The following is a 19,849-nucleotide window of genomic DNA, read 5'->3' on the forward strand; positions in this document are numbered from 1 at the left end:
TTATTTTAATGCGAATTTCCAGCTAAGCGACTAATTTCGTTTAGTTATCGCATAACTATAATTCCCTTCATAAACTGTTAGCTGCTGATTTTCAAGCCAAATTACTTTAGAACAAAGCTGATCCATAAAATAGCGATCATGCGAAACTGTTATAACTGTTCCTGAAAATAATTTAATTGCTTCTTCTAAAACCTCCCGAGAAACAATATCTAAATGATTGGTCGGCTCATCCAAAATCAGTGTATTGATAGGCATATGGATAAAACTAGCTAATCTAAGTCTCATTCGTTCCCCACCGCTAATATTTCCAACTTTTCGAAATACCATTTCACCATAAAACAAAAATCCCGCTAACATTTTTCTCGCTTCTCCTTCAGTTACAGCCACTTTATCTCGAAAAGCTTCAAGGACAGTTATTTCTGGATTTAGTTCTTCCATTTGCTGAGAAAGATATGCAACTTTAACGCTTGGACCAACTTTAATGAAACCGGCATCTGGAACAACTAACCCCTCAATCATTTTTAGAAGCGTCGTTTTACCTGTACCATTTTCGCCAATAAGCGCTATTCGTTCCCCTTGCATAATTTGTACTGACACGTCTTTTACAATTGTTTTATCTGCAAAAGCCTTGCTTACACCTTTCATTACTACTACTTCTTGTCCACTACGCCTCGCCTCATCAAATTGTAACTGCATTTGTTTCTGTGTCAAAGTTGGTTTTTTTACTGTCACTATTCGGTCCAAGGCTTTTTCCATATTTTTTGCTCGCCGAAACATCGCATCACTAGGCGGATTTGATGCCATTGCCCATATTCTAAGTTGCTTAATTGCCTTTTCCATTTTTTTGATTTTCTTTTGTTGATCTTTATAATCTTGGAATTCTCGTAACAAACGTGCTTCTCGTTCTTTTAAATAGCCGGAAAAATTGGTATTGTAAATAATTAGCTCCTTATTTTCTAATTCCACCATTTTTTGAACTGCTTCATCTAAAAAGTATCTGTCATGAGATACCACAAACACTGTACCTGCATAATGTTGCAAAAATTCCGTTAGCCACTCTACTGCCAAAAAATCCAAATGATTAGTTGGCTCATCTAGTAATAATAAATCTGTCTTCTGGAGTAATAAATGCGCTAATGCTGCTTTTGTTTTCTCTCCACCACTTAGCTCCCCCCATCGCCTTGTTATAAGTTGCTTGATACCTAAACCATTCACTACTTTATTTAAATTAGCGTCCATTTCATAGCCACCAAGTTCTCCAAATAGTGTCACTTTGTCACCATAACGATTCATTAATTTATCATTTGAATTTGTCGCCATCTCTAGTTCTAATCCTCGAAGTTCTTGTTCTAATGAATGCAGTTCCCCAAAACTTGTTCGCAAATACTCCTCAACAATCAGTTCCGAATCCACTGTAGACAATTGCTCTAAAAGTCCAATTTTCGCACCCTTTTTATGTGTAACAATACCACTATCAACTTCTTCTAGCCCTTTTAAAATTTTTAAAATGGTACTTTTCCCTTCACCATTTCGACCGATTAACCCAACACGTTCCCCTTCTTCTAATTGAAGTGATACTTTATCTAAAATTAAATCCCCTGCAAAACTCTTTACTACATTATTCATTGCTATAATTGTCATCTTATCCTCCATTTATCCAAGGAAGCACAGAAATGTTTCACGTGAAACATTTTTAGACAACAAAAAAGCGCCAGACAAGCGCCTGCCGCCAATTATAAGTACAATACTAACTTAGCACTATACAAACCGATTGTGTGACTCCATGCTTCTCTCATTTTTTCTAGTTATACAGTTTTTTGGGCAGACTTCACCAATGTAACTGCAATAACGGAAAAAATTGCACGGACAATATACAAATATTTAGCTATACTAGTTCGTGCTTTTAAAAGAAACATGTCATCTCACCTCTTTTCATTAATATTTCTAGAATAAGGGATGCAATGCTAAATGTCAATTGTTCTTTTTATCACATGCGTGAAACACAGCGTTTCATATTAGAAATTTATACCATTAATATGAAACACGAACCCAAAATGCCAAAATCTATTTACCAAGCGACCGAAACCGTTTACATTAGTAAGGCAAGCATAACTAAAACATACTAATCATATATATTTTTTGGAGGTGCCACAATGGAACATAATAAGCTAAAACCTTTCCCTAAAGACTTTTTATGGGGATCAGCTTCTGCAGCGTACCAAGTCGAAGGTGCCTGGAATGAGGATGGCAAAGGACCATCTGTATGGGATGAATTTGTTCGTATTCCTGGAACAACATTCAAAGAAACAAATGGAGATGTGGCGGTGGACAATTACCATCGTTATAAAGAAGATGTAGCGTTAATGGCGGAACAAGGCTTAAAAGCATATCGTTTTTCTGTTGCTTGGAGCAGGGTTATCCCGCACGGAAATGGAAAGATTAATGAAGCTGGGCTGGCATTTTATGATAGTTTGATTGACGAGCTGCTTTCTTATGGGATTGAACCTATTGTGACACTTTATCATTGGGATATTCCACAAGGGCTTCAAGATGAGTATGGCGGATGGGAATCGCGCAAAGTAGTAGAAGATTTTACTACCTATGCTGCCCTACTTTTCAAACGCTTTAATGGTCGAGTAAAATACTGGGTGACACTAAACGAGCAAAACGTCTTTATCTCGCATGGCTACAAATTGGCCTATCATCCACCCGGTATTTCTGACGATAAGCGCATGTTTGCAGCAAATCATCACGCAAACTTGGCAAACGCTTCTGCTATTGCTAAATTTCGCGAACTAGGTACATCTGGAAAAATCGGCCCGAGTTTTGCTTACGGACCAAGCTACGCGATTGATGCCAACCCTGCTAACGTCTTAGCTGCTGAAAACTCCGAAGAATTTAATGCCCATTTCTGGATGGATGTTTATACCTGGGGGGAATATCCTCGAGCTACTTGGAACTGGCTAGAGGAGCATGGTCTAGCACCGGAGATTTTACCAAGTGATACAGAACTTCTAAAACAAGGGAAACCCGACTTTATGGGCGTGAACTATTATCGTTCGATGACACACGCTTTTAATGGCAAAAATGGTGTTGGTTCTGGAAAAATGAACACTACTGGCGAAAAAGGCACTTCCGAAGAGACTGGAATCCCAGGGTTATACAAAAACACCAATAATCCTTATCTTGAAAAAACTAATTGGGACTGGGATATTGATCCAACTGGACTTCGCATTGGTTTACGTAGAATTACCAACCGTTATAAATTACCCATTATGATTACAGAAAATGGTCTTGGAGAATATGATAACTTAACAGAAGATTATCAAGTGCATGATAAATACCGAATTGGCTATATTCGCGCCCACGCTATAGCAATTCAAGAAGCAATTACAGATGGAGTAGAAATGCTTGGTTACTGCACTTGGAGCTTCACTGACTTACTTAGTTGGTTAAATGGCTATCAAAAACGCTATGGTTTTGTTTATGTTGACCGCGATGAAAATGATGAAAAAGAACTAAAACGCTATAAAAAAGACAGTTTTTACTGGTATAAAAAAACAATAGAAACAAACGGAGCTAATTTAGTAGAAGAACAGGACAAATAAGTCTTGTTCTCTCTTCGCTCCACTAATTTTTCTTGGGAGGGAATTATTTATGAAAAAAATATTGCTTGTTTGTGCAGCAGGAATGTCCACCAGTTTACTTGTGACTAAAATGAAAGCGCACGCAAATTCTATCGGGGAAGAAATTGAAATTGATGCATTGCCTGTTTCTGAAGCTAGTAGCGTGATTGATACAATGGATATTGTTATGCTTGGACCTCAAGTTCGCTACCAAAAACCACAAGTAAATGAGCTTGTACAAGGACGTATCCCTGTTGTTGTTATTGATATGAAAGATTATGGCATGTTAAACGGGAAAGCAGTTCTAGAAAAAGCCTTTGCAGAGATTAAATAATTTTAGATAAATAGGGAGGTTTTAAAATGAGTATAATGACAAAATTTGAACATGGAATGGAACGTGTTCTAGTACCGGTTGCGAATAAATTGAATTCTCAGCGCCATATTGCCGCTATTCGTGATGCATTTATTTTGGTTTTTCCATTAATTATGGCTGGTTCCATTATTACGTTGATTAACTTCGCAGTATTATCACCAGATGGCTTTATTGCGAAAATCTTATTTCTTGGGAAAATTTTCCCTAATTTAGCCGATGCACAGGCTATTTTCTCCCCTGTATTGCAAGGATCTACAAATATTATGGCAATTCTAATTGTATTTTTAGTCGCTCGAAATCTTGCCATTTTCTTTAAACAAGATGATTTGCTTTGCGGACTCACTGCAATTGGCGCTTTCTTCATTGTTTATACACCTTATACCGTTGTTGACGATGTTACTTATATGACCATCAAATTTCTTGGTGCTCAAGGGCTTTTCGTAGCAATTATTGTTGCTATTATCACTGGGGAAGTATTTAGTCGCCTTGCAAGATCCCCTCGTTTAATGATTAAAATGCCTGCTCAAGTACCTCCAGCTGTTGCTCGTTCATTCAAAGTACTAATTCCTGTTATTATCATTACAATTCTGTTTTCTGTCATTAACTATCTTATTACTCTTGTAGCCCCAGAAGGATTAAATGATCTTGTTTACACAGTTATTCAAGCACCTCTTAAAGATATGGGGACAAACGTGTTCTCTGTTATTATCATTGGTCTAGTATCTAACTTACTATGGGTTCTTGGGATTCACGGGCCAAACACAGTTGCAGCCATTCGTGACACTATTTTCACCGAACCAAACTTAGATAACTTATCTTATGTCGCCGAGCATGGTTCCGCTTGGGGCGCGCCTTATCCGGCAACTTGGGCAGGTTTAAATGACGGATTTGCAAACTACGGCGGATCTGGTATGACACTTGGGCTATTAATTGCCATCTTTATTGCTTCTCGTCGTGCAGACTACCGTGATATTGCAAAACTTTCTCTAGCACCAGGAATTTTTAATATCAACGAACCTGTTATTTTCGGTTTGCCAATCGTATTAAACCCGATTATGGTTATTCCGTTTATTATTACACCAGCTATCAACACATTAATTGGTTATTTCTTTATCACAACAAAATTAATCCCCCCTGTCGCCTATCAAGTGCCTTGGACGACACCAGGACCACTGATTCCATTCCTAGGTACAGGAGGAAATTGGCTCGCGCTTCTGGTCGGACTGCTATGTCTCGCCGTCGCGACAGTCATTTATCTACCATTCGTCATTGTCTCAAATAAAATTGCCGCGAGTGATGCCGCAATGGACGCAAACGCAACAGCTTCAACTGAAAAATAGACAGGGTGATTTTTGCATGATTAGCTAAGTAGGCTTTACTTGACTAATCGTAGGAATGAGGCTGGGACATAACTAAAACTCAGCAATAAAAATTGGAAAATAGAAAAGCAGAAATCATCGTATAGAGCCATTTCGAAAAATGGAATAGACATGATTTCTGCTTGTTTTTCATTGTAGAGCCTCTTTTGTCCCAGTCTCTCCTTTGTAAATTTGTAACGGTTGGACGACAATGTCTTTTTTCATATGTGAATCAACCATATAGCAACGCGGAATACGAATGGCTAAGTCAATATAGGTGGACAAATAAAGGCGGCCATGACTACTCAAGGAATGAAAGTAATATCCGTCACCCAAACAGCATCGATGAACTTCTTTGGCGCATAAATTCATTCCACGCATTAGGACAGCCACAACACGTTTATTGGTCTCGATTCCTTCATCGTAAGGCTGTTGAGCGATTCTTGGGGATCCATATCGATCTTTGTTTTCATAGAACACTCGTTTACTATTTTCTCTTAAAAAATTAGGGCGGAGTTGGGTCTTACTTGGGAAACGATTCCGCCATAAATAATATCCTTGCCTACTTACATTTAAAATCCTGCACAAAGCTTGAACTGAATACTGTTGATGATGTTTGTGAACAAACTCAAAACGAACTACTTTTTTTGCTTCACAGACGTTTTGAACTTTTTTAAAATTTCATTTTCCTCTTTTAGCCGTTTATTTTCCTGTTCAAGAATGTAGAAATCTGCTTTATCAGGTAATCTTTTTCCTTGTCCGGCAAAAGCCTTTTTTTCGTATCGATGATATTCTGAAAACCACCGAGAAATTGTTGGACGAGAGATATTATATTCTTCAGAAATTCTCTTGATAGTTACTTTCTTCTCAAGAATATCTTGAGAAATCTTCCGTTTAAATTCACGATCATACGTTTTTCTCAATAGAGGTCATTCCTGCCGGTAATGTAACTGATAGTCAAGAAAAATGTGCCATAGCCCGAGTTATTTTTTATACACAATAATTAATCATATTCAATGTAAATAGTATTATTTATGTTTTCTTTTAATAGCTTTATTAATTTTAGTAGGATTTCTTGTGGGATGACATCTAACTGAGATGTTTCAACCGTTTCTAGTAATTCTAATGCTTCTTTATTATTTGGTATTTCCCACGGACTTTCATCATACCACCCTTCATATAAATGGTAATAGTATGCTAACGACCTCCATTTTCCGTTAACAGGTTTAATTTCTTGCATAATTTCATTAAAATATCCTTCCCATATTTCTAACCCTATTTTTTCGCCATTATCTTTATAAGTATAAAAATCTATTTCGGGATTCCCTTCAAACCCCTTATAATAGTCATCCATAATTTAGCTCCTTTCTATTCATCCCAATGTCCATTAGATAACATTTTATCTTGCTCCAGCGTACTTACACCTTTTTTTCTGGCAGTCATGGCTTTTTCCCATTCGATTCTACTAATCCATTTGTCTGGTCCGACCAATATTTGTTGAACCCTCAGTTTTCCATTCGCATTGCCTGGAATAGTCTTTTCAACTACAAAAGTATTTCCTTGCTCCTCTGGTGCTCCCGGCGTTCTAGTGTGCCATCTAACTTCATAAGTGATACCATTTTCTTTCCACTTATAAGATATTTGTTCATAACCCGCCTTTTTCGTCTGTGCTTTTATTTTAGCATCATCTGGAATTGAAATAGGGGCTTTTTTCTTGTATTTATTTGCGAGTTTTAATTGTTGTTTCTCCGATAAAGAAGATAGGTTTGGAACCTTTGCCCCACTAGCCTTCTTATCCTTAAACACTTTTCCCCTCTCCAAGTTCTCAAGTGCGCTTTTAGGGATTTTTATTTTTCTTCCTTTGTATCTGCCTCCTGCGTACATATAGACTAAGCCTACGATAATGCCGAAACTCTGTGCTTTGCTTATTTGCTGTCCGGTGATGGGGTCTCGGCCTTTTTGGAGAGCTGCAACGACGGCCTTGATTGCTTCGGCGCTTTCGGTTGCTTGATTGGATACTTTAGGCAGTTCGCCGTTTTTCATGGCTTCATTGTAGGCATTCGTGGCTTCTACATCGACTATTCCGTTCTTCAATAAAATATGGATAGCACCGTTATACCTAATTTCGTACTCATTAAAGTTGTATTTTTTCTTTTTAGGCAACAATTCTTGTAATGCTTCAAATCGAGTAGTGTCTAGCTTCTCTAACCCATATGTACCTGTTTGGCTGTTAAAGGTAACATGATCAGTTAATTCTTGTATGGCTTTCTTCGCTTGATAGATAAGTTCACTTAACGAGTCGAAAAAGTTCGCATGGCTTTGTTCAAACGTAATATAACGTTCTAAGATATTCTCTTGTTCTATGGCATCTGTGAATTGCGTTCGAAGGCTTTGTTGCTGACCTTCATATAATGTGCCTGTACCAGCAGACATTCTTAGTAGTAAGTCTTCCTGTTTTCGCTTGATGACTGCCACTTTATCCATTAATTCTTGTAGCAACTGGGCATCCACTCTGGAATTAGGCGACGGATCCACCTGTTCTCCAAACTCTCGGATGTATCGCTCCAGTCTGTCCTCACTTTCATTCAATGCTTCGATAAGTATTTTACAAATCACTGGATAGGTTTCCTGAAAATAAGTTTATGAGGTGGTTATAGCTTTTCCTTTTAAACTAGTATCGGTGGCGGCGGCAGTTTGGATATTTTTCAGCATCGTTCTTGCTTCCTCGTTACTTTTCTTCAAGTTATGTAGAAATTCGGTTAATTCGGCAATGTCAATTCGACTCAATGAGTGTCAGCTCCCTGTGTCTTGACATAAGTTGTTGCTCCCGTTCCATGTATCCGCATCCTCTCTGTTAGTGTTATAGGAGTCCATTCTCCTGTTCTTATTATATCATTCACAAAGAGAATTGCTAGAAAAGCCATATTCAGCTAATCAAGAGTGCTAAAAAAGACCTCCAAACTTAATTTAAGATCTTTAGCCTTCCATCATCTTCTAACAGAATGAAAAAATGGTACTTCTTATACTCCGATGTTGTCAGCTCCGAATCAATACTCTGTCTGCACAATCTTAATGAGGTTATATTCATGATAATCAGCATTAGCGCTCAGTTTTTTTAGCATTTTGATATCTCAAAAATTGAGTTCTCCTTCCTAATAAGGATATAAATACAAGCCATAACTAAAATAGCATAAAGGTCAATGAACTATTTTTGAATTCTTTATTTTTTCCCTTTTAAAAATAATTCCCGCACTTTCTATTGGTAAGTTTATTAATAACAAGCAAAATAATACTTACTAATATAAAAAATTCCCCATTAAAGAAAATCAATGAATGATCACTCCATACCGTTAAAAAAGATATTATTTTCTGTCCTTTTTTAATAGAATGAAGGTGCTTTTACAGAAGAAAACTACGATGATATAATGAACTATATTGAATTCATAAAAATAAAAAGGGATGAGGGATTTATTTGAAAAAGGGATTGATGGCTTTACTTCTGCTTATCAGCGTTATGTTGCTTACCGCATGTAGCGCTCAATCTGACACAGAAGACGCTAAGAAAACGGAGCGATACGGAGATGCAATTAAAGAAAAGACAAAAACGAGCAACAACACTATTAAAGCGAATATTGATACAGATTTACCGAGTGGCATGTTATTCGAAATTTCCGCGAAATCTGATGATGGTACCAGATTAGAAAAACAGACCGGTGAAATTGGCGTTCTGGGCGGCATGAAAGGAACTTTTAAAAATGTAAAACCTGGTAAATATACACTCACATTTACAACATTGCCACTCCATAAACAAAGCGAAAAAGTACAAGAGAAAATAAAAGAAGCTGATAAAACTTTTGATGGACAATTTATTAAAAATGGCGTATTGAATAAGGTGGAAACTGTTACTCTTATGGAGAGCGATATGGAACTCACGGAAGATTCAGATGATAATTTAGATGAGTCAAGTGTTCCAGCAGAATATAAATCAGCCTTAACAAAAGCAGAACAATATTCTTCTATGATGAACATGTCCAAAGCTGGTATATACAATCAACTTACATCAGAGCATGGTGAAAAATTCTCCGCAGAGGCTGGTCAATATGCTGTTGATAATTTAAAAGCAGATTACAATGCAAACGCCCTAGCCAAAGCAGAGGAATATCAAAAGACTATGTCTATGGCACCCGAAGCAATTCGCGATCAATTAACATCTGATGCTGGTGAGCAATTCACTGCTGAAGAAGCTGATTATGCAATCAAAAATTTATCTAAATAAAAAATAAGTCCTGATAAATGTGTAGTGTGCGTCATGAATGTGAAGCGATTAACGAATTCGCTTAATTTATATGTCTACTTTTCTCTTGCCACTCCACTTTTTTGACAGCTCCAATTTTAAATAAAACAAATAAGGCTTCCACCCCTAATTTTGGCTGGAAACCTTATTTGTTTTCTCTACTAGAATTTTTAAATCATTCCGTATACCATTTTCAATTTCTATCAAGCATTTTCTTTCTTAATTCTAGAAATATTCACTAATGGCAGTATTGCTAAAAAAAGATAAATTAACTCAATTATTGGGATTGACCAACTAATAATTGTTGCTATTAAAGAAAGCCCCATACAAATAATAATGATAATGTACATTCGTTTTTTGGGAAGTCCCAACCGACGCAAACGGGCAAAATTTTTGAAACAAAAATAACTGAAAACGAAATATGCTGTAGTAATAAGCAGCATAATTATCCCAAAAACATATAATAATAAATTACCAGAGATAATAAGTAGTCTACCAACCATAGGAACCGTAGTAAATAAAGTAAAAACCCCTATCAGCAAACTCATAATACCTAGAGCCACTGTCAACTGGCGCACAACCGCACTTTTTTTCCAAAAATTTTTTTGTTCATCTGGCGCATCCTGACTTTCAGAATTAAATGGTTGTTCCAACATAATCTTCTCCTTTATTAAATAATATGTTAATCACGATGTATAGAAAAAATTTTATGAAGTTATTCTACCTGCTCCTGATTATAGTTCTTTTTTGCCATTGCCTCTAGTAAAAATAATACCGGGATTTGTGTTGTAATATTCGTTCTATCAACCATTTCCTGTGTTACATAGTACGGAATATTGACATCTGATAATCCTGCAAGTGTATTGTGACTTGTATTGGTGATACTAATAATCCGGCTACCATATTGCTGCATATTCTGCGCCTGCTCAAGTACCTGATCCGTTTCCCCTGATACAGATAAAATAATCATTACAGCTTTATTTTTAAATTGTTCTCCCGGATTAGGATAAAATGGATCTTTAATATAAAATGTCCGTTTTTTCATATTGGAAAAAAAGCGACTGCCATATTCCGCTAAAATTCCTGATGTCCCAATTCCAAAAAACACAACTAAGTCTGCCTCATTAATAATTTCAGCAGCTGCATCTAGGACTTGATCATAATCCCGATTCATCGTTCGTTCAAAAAATTCTTCTAAGACTTCGACTGTGTCTGCTGTTTTTTTCTTTTCACCTCGAGTTGCTTCTTGCTTCAGCTTCACTTTAAACTCCGAAAACCCCTCACAACCAACTTTTCTAGTGAAACGCACAATAGAAGCTGGTGATACATGGGTTGCTTCCGAAAGCTCACGAACCCGCATAAACATAACTTTATCTCTATTATCCATTATGTATCGGTATAAATGATGTTCTGTCTCTGTAAACTGCCTAATTACTTCATAGGAAAACATAAATCTATTCACCTCATCCAAATCAGTATTTCCCGGGAAATAAAAAACAGATGACCACCTCGCAATATGCAAATTAGGTCATCTGTCCGTATCCTTCTTATAAAGATGGAATATTTTTCTTTTTCTTTACATAGAATCGAAGGGCAATAATAATCGCACCGCCAACCGTATTAACCATCGGACTTAATGCTACGTTGATATTTGGAGGAATTGTCACTTGAACAATGGTCATTACAAACATCCATACAGCAATGACTCCAACTGCAACAAGTAAGTATTTTACTGTGCCGCCTTTTTGCCCAGCACGCATATTGGAAGCATATTTACGTAAAATCAGCATTGCAAAACCGCCGACTACTGCTGTAATTAGAAGTACAATAATCCCCAAAGTCTGCGCATTTTTTTGAAAAAAAGCACTAACTCCAGAAATTAACATCATCGCTCCAAGTACGAGCAAACCACCGTCTAGTACTAGCCACCATTTATCGGTATTTTGTTCTACTTGTTCTGCTTTTACGTCTAAAGAAACAACATATTCTGTTGGTGTTAAATTAAATAATTTTCTTGCTGTTATGCCTTTTTTCTGTTCTGCTAAAATCTTTTCACACATTTCATAGATGATGGTTTCTCGCTGTTCTTCACCGTAATGAGTGCCGCGCAAATGCTTTTCGACTTCCATTACATATTGCAAATTCCGCTTTGTTAATTCAGCCTTTAGTTCAGCCAATTGCGGTTTATTCGTTTCTGTGGTCAATGCTAAATCCTCCCTCACTTATACTACCTTCTATTATACCGGACTTATCAGCTATAAAAAAGCTATTTTTTCAATTCATTTTCGCTCCTTGAAAAAGTCCCCGTAATTTGCGCAAAAGATACATCATTAAAATAAAAATAACAATTATTGAACCTATCCCCCAACAAATATAGGCAACAAAACTTAAATCTGTATTCGCGGTAGCCAAATTCGCTATTGCAATACCAAGAACTAATGACAATATTATAAGAAACGGCCATTTTACCCAAGGAAATGCAAATAAGTAGCCACTACGCTCGATATGCTGTTTTTTATATAAAATTAAAATAGCTAGAACCATCATTATATTTAAAATGATACTAAATATCACTGGCCCAATCGCAACAGATTCAAACGAAAACAATGTAAAAACATTTAAATAATCTTCAAATCTAAGTAAAGTAGCCATTCCTGCTTCACCAGCATTCGGCCAAATATAATTATAGATATTATCAAGCATCGGATTTATCACATTAGGTGATAAAGTAACCCCAAAAGCCACTGCTGCAGCTGCAATCGGCGAACCAATTAACAATCCAATTAATACTGCTACTAAAAAAATAAGAATAAACGATGATAATCCACCTGCTATATCCATCCAAAATTTCGCTATATCTAGTTGAATATATTCACTTGGCACATGTTTTAAAAAATATAGCCAACCAAGTGCAGTTGAAATAATATAACTTAATGTAATCGTCGCAATCCCCAAAATCAATTTTACACCAACAATATGTGTTCTTTTATACGGCAGTGCTGCTGTAATCCGATTTCCTCGCGTATACCGTTCAAAAATAATAGCTAAAACGCCTAAAATAAACACACTTATCTTAATCAATGAAAAAAACATATCCATTTGAAAATAAAACATAAATGGCATATATTCTTGATATTCCTCTGCCACAAAAGTTGTATACATTGGGACAGCCAAATAAGCAACCGTCAAACTAGTATTTATCTCTTCATCCGAAGTCTTAAACTCTGGATCTGCTTTTTGTTGCTCCAAAAATTCACTAGTCTCATAATAATTTTTTTGACTTTGCCATCTGTCCGCATCTAAGACAAGACCCAAACTAATTCCTAAGAAAAATAATATTGCTACACCTAATAGCATCCACCTCATATTACGCCATTCTCTATACCACAAACCTCGATTAAACATTGCTAGCCTTCACCCCTCACTTTATGTCCTAAATCTCGTAATAATCAATTTTATCATTCGTTAAATGGCTCGTAAAAATATCTTCTATGGTAATTACCATCTCTTCATACAAAATTGGCTCTTCTTGCCGTAATTGCTTTGCGAATTCACTGGCATTTTCAGTAACCAAAAGCGTATATATTCTTCCGTTTCGATAAAGTAACCTTGCTTTTTCTTTTACAAAACCCGGAATTGTCTTTGTTTTAAAAGCCACTTGTATTTTCAACGCATTATCGCGCATATTCGCCAGATAATAGTCTAACTCCACACTAGCACCTTTTAAAACAATCACCCGGTCTGCAATTGCCTCAAGCTCATCTAAGCGGTGTGAAGCAATAACCACACTTGTTTCACGCATTTTAACCGTATTCGTAATGAGTGTTAAAATCTGTTTTTTAATAATCACATCCAGACCATCCATCGGCTCATCTAACAGTAAATAACGAACATTAAGCGAAAAAGCTAAAATAATGAAAAATAAAGCTCTTCTCCCCTTCGAAAAAGACATTAATTTTGCCTTTTTAGGAAGCTCAAATTGCTCCATTAAATCATTAAAAAAAGGCTCATCAAACGTCGTATAAATATTTTTATAAATTTTGACAACTGCATTCACACTATATGTATTATAATGGTTCATATTGTCTTCCAAGAAAAACAAATCACACTTTACTTCGGGATGCGCATAGATGCTTTTCCCATTTAAAAAAACGTCCCCCTCATCAGGTAAGTAAATTCCCGTCATCGTTGAAAATAGCGTCGTTTTCCCCACACCATTTCGACCAATAAGCGCAGTCACTTCTCCACCTTTTAAATCAAATGAAATATCCTTCAGCACTATCTTGTCTTCCATCTTTTTTGTTATCTTTCGAATTTCCATTTTTTCACCTCTCCAAACCATTATATAAGCTCCATGATAATTTTTCTATACTTTTTAAAATTTTCTACTAATTCCTTTCACAAACTTAAGGCCCAAACCAATCATTATACTAATTTCACATATTGCGGTAAAATACTTCTATATGAATTTATTTAACTCTCCCTGAGGTGAAAACATGATAAAACTAGACACTACTATGCTTGATTATTTTAAAGAAAACCCAACTCTCCGGAAATATTTATTTTCTGGTCATTTTGGCTTGGAAAAAGAAAATGTTCGCGTAACTGCTGATGGAAAATTAGCCCTTACCCCTCATCCAGCCATTTTTGGACCGAAAGAAGATAATCCATATATCAAAACTGATTTTTCTGAGAGCCAAATTGAAATGATTACACCAGTGACAGACTCCATTGACACTGTTTATGAGTGGCTTGAAAACCTCCATAACATCGTTTCCTTACGCTCTAAAAACGAACTTCTTTGGCCTTCTAGTAATCCACCAATTTTACCAGCTGAAGAAGATATTCCAATCGCTGAGTATAAAACACCCGATAGTCCCGACCGGAAATATCGCGAACATTTAGCAAAAGGATATGGCAAAAAAATCCAGTTATTATCCGGTATTCATTATAATTTTTCCTTCCCAGAAGCGTTGATTGATGGTCTTTATTCAGAAATCAGCTTACCAGAAGAGTCCAAACAAGCTTTTAAAAACCGCTTATATTTAAAAGTCGCCAAATACTTCATGAAAAATCGCTGGTTATTAATCTACTTAACTGGTGCTAGCCCCGTTTATCTAACTGACTTTACCAAAACAGAAAACGAAGAAACACTAACTGATGGAAGCAGTTCTCTCCGTGACGGAATTTCGCTTCGTAATAGCAGCGCCGGTTACAAAAATAAAGAAACACTTTTTGTTGATTACAATTCTTTTGATGCCTATATCGCTAGCATTTCTAATTATATTGAACAAGGTAAAATCGAAAGCATGCGCGAATTTTACAATCCCATTCGCCTCAAAAATGCCCATACTGATCAAACCGTTGAAAGTTTAGCAGAGCACGGCGTTGAATATTTAGAAATCCGCTCCATTGACTTAAACCCACTAGAAGCAAACGGCATTTCAAAAGACGAACTTAACTTTATTCATCTGTTTTTAATTAAAGGGCTGCTGTCCAAAGACCGTGAACTATGCGACAACAACCAACAATTAGCCGATGAAAATGAAAATAATATTGCTTTAAATGGTCTGGCACAACCAGCCATCAAAAATTGTGACAATGAGAAAATCAGCCTTTCTGAAGCTGGACTCCTAGAACTTACAAAAATGGATGACTTTGTTAGCGCCCTTCTTCCAAATGATACCTATTTTTCTAGTATCATCGAAAAACAAAAAGAGCGCTTGCTACACCCTGAAAAGACCATTGCTTATCAAGTAAAAGAGCAAACAGCAACAAACGGCTATATCAATTTCCATTTAAATCAAGCCCAATTATTTATGGAAGAAACCGATGCGCTAGCCTATAAACTGATTGGCGCTGAAGACATGGAACTATCCACACAAATCATTTGGAAAGATGCCATCGCACGGGGTATAAAGGTAGATGTTCTCGACCGCGCCGAAAATTTTTTACGCTTCCAAAAAGATAACCATGTTGAATACGTTAAACAAGCAAGCAAAACCTCCAAAGATAATTATGTCTCCGTCTTAATGATGGAAAACAAAGTCGTCACCAAAATGGTTTTAGCAGAAAATGGCATCCGCGTCCCATTTGGCGACAGTTTTAGCGACCAACTTCTGGCAAGTGAAGCCTATCCATTGTTTAAAGATAGAAAAATCGTTATTAAACCTAAATCCACCAATTACGGATGGGGTATCAGTATATTTAAAAACACCTTTACGCTGGAAGACTATCAAGCAGCTTTAAACATCGCTTTTAGTTATGATAGTTCCGTCATTATTGAAGAATTTATCCCCGGTGATGAGTTTCGCTTTCTAGTAATTAACGACAAAGTAGAAGCAGTATTAAAGCGCGTTCCCGCTAATGTTACTGGTGATGGCATCCATAGTATTCGCGAACTAGTAAACGAAAAAAATACCGACCCATTACGTGGAACAAATCATTTAAAACCACTTGAGAAAATCCAGACTGGCCCAGAAGAAACCCTGATGCTTTCTATGCAAAAACTTTCTTGGGATAGCGTTCCAGCACCCGGCGAAACCATATACTTGCGTGAAAACTCCAACGTCAGCACTGGTGGCGATAGCATTGATTACACTGCTGAAATGGATGATTACTTTAAAGAAATTGCAATTCGAGCAACACAAGTGCTTAATGCCAAAATTTGCGGCGTTGATATAATTGTTCCACGTGAAACAATTGATCGTGAAAAACATGCTATCATCGAGCTTAATTTCAATCCTGCGATGCATATGCACTGCTTCCCATATCAAGGTGAACAGAAAAAAATTGGCGATAAAATTTTAAATTTCTTATTTGATTAGAAAAGACCCCTTAGCTATTAGGCACTGCCACTAAAAAATGAGAATAAAAGAAAAACACTTTCGTTGAATTCATGTAAAATGAAATTAATGGAGGTGTTTTTTGTGCGTACAAGAGTTATATATCCAGTAGAAATAAAAGAAGAAGCAATCAAAATGAAGCTAGCTGGCAAAGCAACCAAAGAAATTATGGACGCTTTAAATATCAAGAATCCAACACAAGTGAAAATTTGGTGGCGCTGGTATCGAAATGGAGAAAATCGGTTTCATCAAGGTGTAGGAAAACAATATAAATATCAAAAAGGTCTTGTTGAATTACCAGAAATAGAGCAATTAAAAATAGCTCTTCGACAAAAAGAAGTGGAACTGGAAATCTTAAAAAAGTACAAGGCGTTGGAAAGGAAGGGAATCCCTCCTATTTTGTTTCCTTAGTAGAAAATCTAAAAGGAACCTATCTAGTCAAAGAAATCTGCCAAGCATTACAAGTTCCAATATCCACTTATTACCGCTGGAAAAAGAAAGATTTTACACGAACTACCGTGGAAAACAAAGTGGGGAAATTGTGTAAAACTTATCGTTATACGTGTGGTTATCGAAAGATTGCTGCACTAATGAAACAAGAAAAAACTATTGGTATCAATCAAGTTCAACGCATTATGCAGAAACACAGTTGGCAATGCCAAGTGAAAGTGAAAAAGAAAAACCGACCTGGCTCTGTGTACACTTCTTATGAGTATTATCAATGTTGTCAAAAGAAAAACGTTATCCGCAGTATGTCCCGAAAAGGGACACCAGCAGATAACGCTCCCATAGAATGTTTCCATTCCTCGCTAAAGTGTGAAACATTCTACCTCAATAAAGCGTATAAATACGCTAAATCTATTGTAATCCAAATTGTAAAAGATTACATTAAATATTATAATGAAAAAAGAATTCAACAAAAATTAGGCTACCAGTCTCCTGTTAATTTCAGAAAACAAGCAGCCTAATCAAAGGTGTTTTTATTCAATTCTCACTTTTCCATGTCAGTGCAATTATTGTAAATTGCTAAGGGGTCTTTATATATAAGACATTGTTCAAGAGGTTTCCTCGATACAATTTTCTTCAATCAATACTACTTCATCCATTTGATTAATGACATTCTTCATAAATTTATACCTGCTTAGCTTATCTGCATTTCTGCCATTAGTAAATGCTACTTCTACCAAAGTATTGAATTGCTTATTTTCTGCATACAACCATTCTTGTGAAGAAGCTACATAATTATCAGTAATAGTTAACTTATCCGCATAAAGTCCTTTATAAAGAAAGTATACACCAAAAAACAAGCTATCATGCTCTGAACATATTATATCCCACTTATCTTCAAAAATATTTTTTATTTGCTCTTTAGATAATTTAGTTCCATATTCTGAAAAATAAGATTTCCTCATACACTCACTTCCTTTTAAGTTTATCTGTTTTTTAATAACAAAAAGAGCATTAAATTGGACTTAATGCTCTTTTTGTTATTAAGCTAAATTTTCCATTTGTGCCAAGAATGCTTTTTGCCATTTCTTTTCGTTCAAGAATTCAATTGGAAATGATGGGTCTAGTTTATGGAGGATTTTCGCCCATGCATCTGTTCGCAAAGATGATGATTGACGAATCGTCATAACAAACAATATAATGATTCCAGCAATCAATACCAAAAAACACAGAATGCCAGTTACTATTGCTGCTGAATTTTGGGTGTTTACCGCAAAGAAAGCGGTAAGTGCGCCTAAAACAATAACCAAAACAAAATATGATGGTATGAAAAGCAGCGTTTTCTTCCGGCTTGCCCGATAAGTCGAAACGTCTAATTGCTTTTCAAGTAACGCTAACTGGCGTACCGGATTTTTCTTCTTCACAACGGGTATTGCATATTTATCTATTAGTAAATGTGCCGCCTTTACTTCTTCTTTATTGTTCTTTGGTATAAGAACAAATAAAACAATTAAAAATACAATTCCAATTAATTGGATCAAATAAAACACTCCTAAAATCAAATTTTACATTTAATTATAGCATTTAAAACTATTATCAGGTTTGTAGCTTTTGTGAACGTTTCTTTCATAAATCCGTTAAAAAGTACGAAAAAAAACAATTTCTCGACTATAGGTTTATCAAGAAATTGTTTCACGTGAAACATATTAAACGTTAAAGCGGAAATGAACTACATCTCCATCTTTCATTTCGTATTCTTTACCTTCCAAACGAACTTTTCCTGATTCTTTAGCTGCCTGTTCAGAGCCATATTCAACTAAAGCATCGTAAGCAACTACTTCTGCACGAATAAATCCTCGTTCAAAGTCCGTATGAATAATTCCCGCACATTGAGGAGCTTTCATTCCTTTAATGAACGTCCATGCACGAACTTCTTGAACTCCTGCTGTGAAGTAAGTAGCAAGTCCAAGCAATGTATACGCAGAACGAATAAGTTGATCTAAACCAGACTCTTCAATACCCAATGCTTCAAGAAACTCGATTTTGTCTTCGTCTTCTAGTTCAGCGATTTCTTCTTCTGCACGAGCACAAACAACGATAACTTCGGAGTTTTCACTTGCAGCAAACTCACGTACTTGTTGCACGTATTTATTATCATCAGGGTTAGAAACATCTTCTTCACTTACATTCGCCACATATAAAACTGGTTTTCTTGTAAGCAAGAATAAATTACGAACAATTTTTTCCTCATCGTCGCTGAATTCAATGGCACGAGCTGGTTTATCATTTTCAAAGGCGTCACGTAATTTAACTAAAACATTAAATTCTGCAACAGCATCTTTATCTTTTTGTTTAGAGAGCTTCTCCACACGACCAATGCGCTTCTCTACTGTTTCCAAATCCGCTAAGATAAGTTCTAAGTTAATTGTAGAAATATCATCTAACGGATCTACGCGGCCTTCTACGTGCGTGATGTTCTCGTCATCGAAACAACGAGTCACATGACAAATCGCATCTACTTGGCGAATATGTGATAAAAATTTATTCCCAAGCCCTTCCCCTTTACTGGCCCCTTTCACAATACCAGCAATATCTGTAAATTCAAAAGTGGTTGGAACTGTTTTTTTCGGTTTTACAAGTTCGGTTAATTTGTTTAAGCGGTGGTCAGGTACTTCTACAATACCAACATTTGGGTCAATCGTCGCAAATGGATAGTTCGCAGCCTCTGCTCCTGCTTTTGTGATTGCATTAAAAAGTGTCGATTTCCCTACGTTAGGAAGCCCGACTATACCAGCTGTAAGTGCCATTATATATAAACTCCTTTTCATTAACTTCATTTTCAAATGCCCGTCAAATAGACATTTTTTCACTAACGTATATTATAAAGGTTTTTCACACAAAAAGCC

At 36.2% G+C, this 19,849-nt stretch carries 18 protein-coding genes and 3 pseudogenes; 7 read left to right on the top strand and 14 right to left on the bottom strand.

Annotation, left to right across the window (positions count from 1 at the left end; all coding sequences use genetic code 11):
- Window positions 1–30 precede the first annotated feature (30 nt).
- Complete coding sequence (gene abc-f / locus HCJ45_RS05305; RefSeq protein ID WP_185380397.1) at window positions 31–1,641, bottom strand: ribosomal protection-like ABC-F family protein; 1,611 nt, start codon at window positions 1,639–1,641, stop codon at window positions 31–33.
- A gap of 176 nt (window positions 1,642–1,817) precedes the next feature.
- Here abc-f and HCJ45_RS14950 point away from each other — a divergent pair.
- The 4 genes and pseudogenes from HCJ45_RS14950 (at window position 1,818) to HCJ45_RS05320 (ending at window position 5,339) form a co-directional block, all read left to right on the top strand.
- Window positions 1,818–2,126 (top strand): annotated as a pseudogene (locus tag HCJ45_RS14950) (hypothetical protein).
- A gap of 27 nt (window positions 2,127–2,153) precedes the next feature.
- Window positions 2,154–3,608: a glycoside hydrolase family 1 protein gene (locus tag HCJ45_RS05310; protein ID WP_185380398.1), complete on the top strand. Its 1,455-nt coding sequence runs from the start codon at window positions 2,154–2,156 to the stop codon at window positions 3,606–3,608.
- Window positions 3,609–3,657: 49 nt separating this feature from the next.
- Window positions 3,658–3,960 carry a PTS sugar transporter subunit IIB gene (locus HCJ45_RS05315; RefSeq protein WP_185380399.1) on the top strand — a complete coding sequence of 101 codons (303 nt, stop codon included), beginning with the start codon at window positions 3,658–3,660 and terminating at the stop codon, window positions 3,958–3,960.
- 26 nt (window positions 3,961–3,986) lie between these two features.
- Complete coding sequence (locus HCJ45_RS05320; RefSeq protein ID WP_185380400.1) at window positions 3,987–5,339, top strand: PTS sugar transporter subunit IIC; 1,353 nt, start codon at window positions 3,987–3,989, stop codon at window positions 5,337–5,339.
- 168 nt (window positions 5,340–5,507) lie between these two features.
- On the opposite strand, the gene HCJ45_RS14865 is transcribed toward HCJ45_RS05320, so the two are convergent.
- From HCJ45_RS14865 to HCJ45_RS14955, 5 genes and pseudogenes are all read right to left on the bottom strand, one after another.
- Window positions 5,508–5,837 carry a transposase gene (locus tag HCJ45_RS14865; RefSeq protein ID WP_185389847.1) on the bottom strand — a complete coding sequence of 110 codons (330 nt, stop codon included), beginning with the start codon at window positions 5,835–5,837 and terminating at the stop codon, window positions 5,508–5,510.
- 158 nt (window positions 5,838–5,995) lie between these two features.
- On the bottom strand, window positions 5,996–6,280 hold the full coding sequence (locus HCJ45_RS05335) for a transposase (protein WP_185380401.1): 285 nt from the start codon (window positions 6,278–6,280) through the stop codon (window positions 5,996–5,998).
- 80 nt (window positions 6,281–6,360) lie between these two features.
- Complete coding sequence (locus HCJ45_RS05340) at window positions 6,361–6,711, bottom strand: dihydroorotate dehydrogenase (quinone) (protein ID WP_185380402.1); 351 nt, start codon at window positions 6,709–6,711, stop codon at window positions 6,361–6,363.
- Window positions 6,712–6,725: 14 nt separating this feature from the next.
- A pseudogene (locus tag HCJ45_RS05345) lies at window positions 6,726–7,985 on the bottom strand (T7SS effector LXG polymorphic toxin); the annotation flags it as partial.
- A 12-nt stretch (window positions 7,986–7,997) separates the two neighbouring features.
- The gene (locus HCJ45_RS14955) at window positions 7,998–8,144 is read right to left on the bottom strand and encodes a hypothetical protein (protein ID WP_246456493.1); all 147 of its coding nucleotides are present in this window, start codon (window positions 8,142–8,144) and stop codon (window positions 7,998–8,000) included.
- A 685-nt stretch (window positions 8,145–8,829) separates the two neighbouring features.
- Here HCJ45_RS14955 and HCJ45_RS15120 point away from each other — a divergent pair.
- Window positions 8,830–9,633: an Ltp family lipoprotein gene (locus HCJ45_RS15120; RefSeq protein WP_376698128.1), complete on the top strand. Its 804-nt coding sequence runs from the start codon at window positions 8,830–8,832 to the stop codon at window positions 9,631–9,633.
- A 221-nt stretch (window positions 9,634–9,854) separates the two neighbouring features.
- On the opposite strand, the gene HCJ45_RS05355 is transcribed toward HCJ45_RS15120, so the two are convergent.
- The 5 genes from HCJ45_RS05355 to HCJ45_RS05375 form a co-directional block, all read right to left on the bottom strand.
- The gene (locus HCJ45_RS05355) at window positions 9,855–10,304 is read right to left on the bottom strand and encodes a hypothetical protein (protein ID WP_185380403.1); all 450 of its coding nucleotides are present in this window, start codon (window positions 10,302–10,304) and stop codon (window positions 9,855–9,857) included.
- A gap of 62 nt (window positions 10,305–10,366) precedes the next feature.
- Window positions 10,367–11,101, bottom strand: a complete 735-nt coding sequence (locus HCJ45_RS05360; RefSeq protein WP_185380404.1) for a MurR/RpiR family transcriptional regulator — start codon at window positions 11,099–11,101, stop codon at window positions 10,367–10,369.
- A 97-nt stretch (window positions 11,102–11,198) separates the two neighbouring features.
- Window positions 11,199–11,855: a DUF1129 domain-containing protein gene (locus tag HCJ45_RS05365; RefSeq protein WP_221636074.1), complete on the bottom strand. Its 657-nt coding sequence runs from the start codon at window positions 11,853–11,855 to the stop codon at window positions 11,199–11,201.
- 70 nt (window positions 11,856–11,925) lie between these two features.
- Window positions 11,926–13,056 carry an ABC-2 transporter permease gene (locus tag HCJ45_RS05370; RefSeq protein WP_185344200.1) on the bottom strand — a complete coding sequence of 377 codons (1,131 nt, stop codon included), beginning with the start codon at window positions 13,054–13,056 and terminating at the stop codon, window positions 11,926–11,928.
- 28 nt (window positions 13,057–13,084) lie between these two features.
- The gene (locus tag HCJ45_RS05375) at window positions 13,085–13,972 is read right to left on the bottom strand and encodes an ATP-binding cassette domain-containing protein (RefSeq protein ID WP_185344202.1); all 888 of its coding nucleotides are present in this window, start codon (window positions 13,970–13,972) and stop codon (window positions 13,085–13,087) included.
- A gap of 175 nt (window positions 13,973–14,147) precedes the next feature.
- Here HCJ45_RS05375 and gshAB point away from each other — a divergent pair, with 175 nt between their 5' ends.
- Together gshAB and HCJ45_RS05385 are read left to right on the top strand one after the other, a co-directional pair.
- A complete protein-coding gene (gshAB, locus tag HCJ45_RS05380) occupies window positions 14,148–16,478 on the top strand; it encodes a bifunctional glutamate--cysteine ligase GshA/glutathione synthetase GshB (protein WP_185344204.1) in 2,331 nt (776 codons plus the stop codon).
- Between the two features lie 102 nt (window positions 16,479–16,580).
- Window positions 16,581–17,464 (top strand): annotated as a pseudogene (locus HCJ45_RS05385) (IS3 family transposase).
- 87 nt (window positions 17,465–17,551) lie between these two features.
- Here HCJ45_RS05385 and HCJ45_RS05390 read toward each other — a convergent pair.
- The 3 genes from HCJ45_RS05390 to ychF all read right to left on the bottom strand — a co-directional run bounded on the left by HCJ45_RS05390 (window position 17,552) and on the right by ychF (window position 19,750).
- A complete protein-coding gene (locus HCJ45_RS05390; protein WP_185344208.1) occupies window positions 17,552–17,908 on the bottom strand; it encodes a hypothetical protein in 357 nt (118 codons plus the stop codon).
- 78 nt (window positions 17,909–17,986) lie between these two features.
- The gene (locus HCJ45_RS05395) at window positions 17,987–18,484 is read right to left on the bottom strand and encodes a DUF2545 family protein (RefSeq protein ID WP_185344211.1); all 498 of its coding nucleotides are present in this window, start codon (window positions 18,482–18,484) and stop codon (window positions 17,987–17,989) included.
- 165 nt (window positions 18,485–18,649) lie between these two features.
- Complete coding sequence (gene ychF, locus HCJ45_RS05400; protein WP_185380406.1) at window positions 18,650–19,750, bottom strand: redox-regulated ATPase YchF; 1,101 nt, start codon at window positions 19,748–19,750, stop codon at window positions 18,650–18,652.
- Window positions 19,751–19,849 lie beyond the last annotated feature (99 nt).

The sequence above is a fragment of the Listeria immobilis genome (assembly GCF_014322845.1).
GTDB lineage: Bacteria > Bacillota > Bacilli > Lactobacillales > Listeriaceae > Listeria > Listeria immobilis.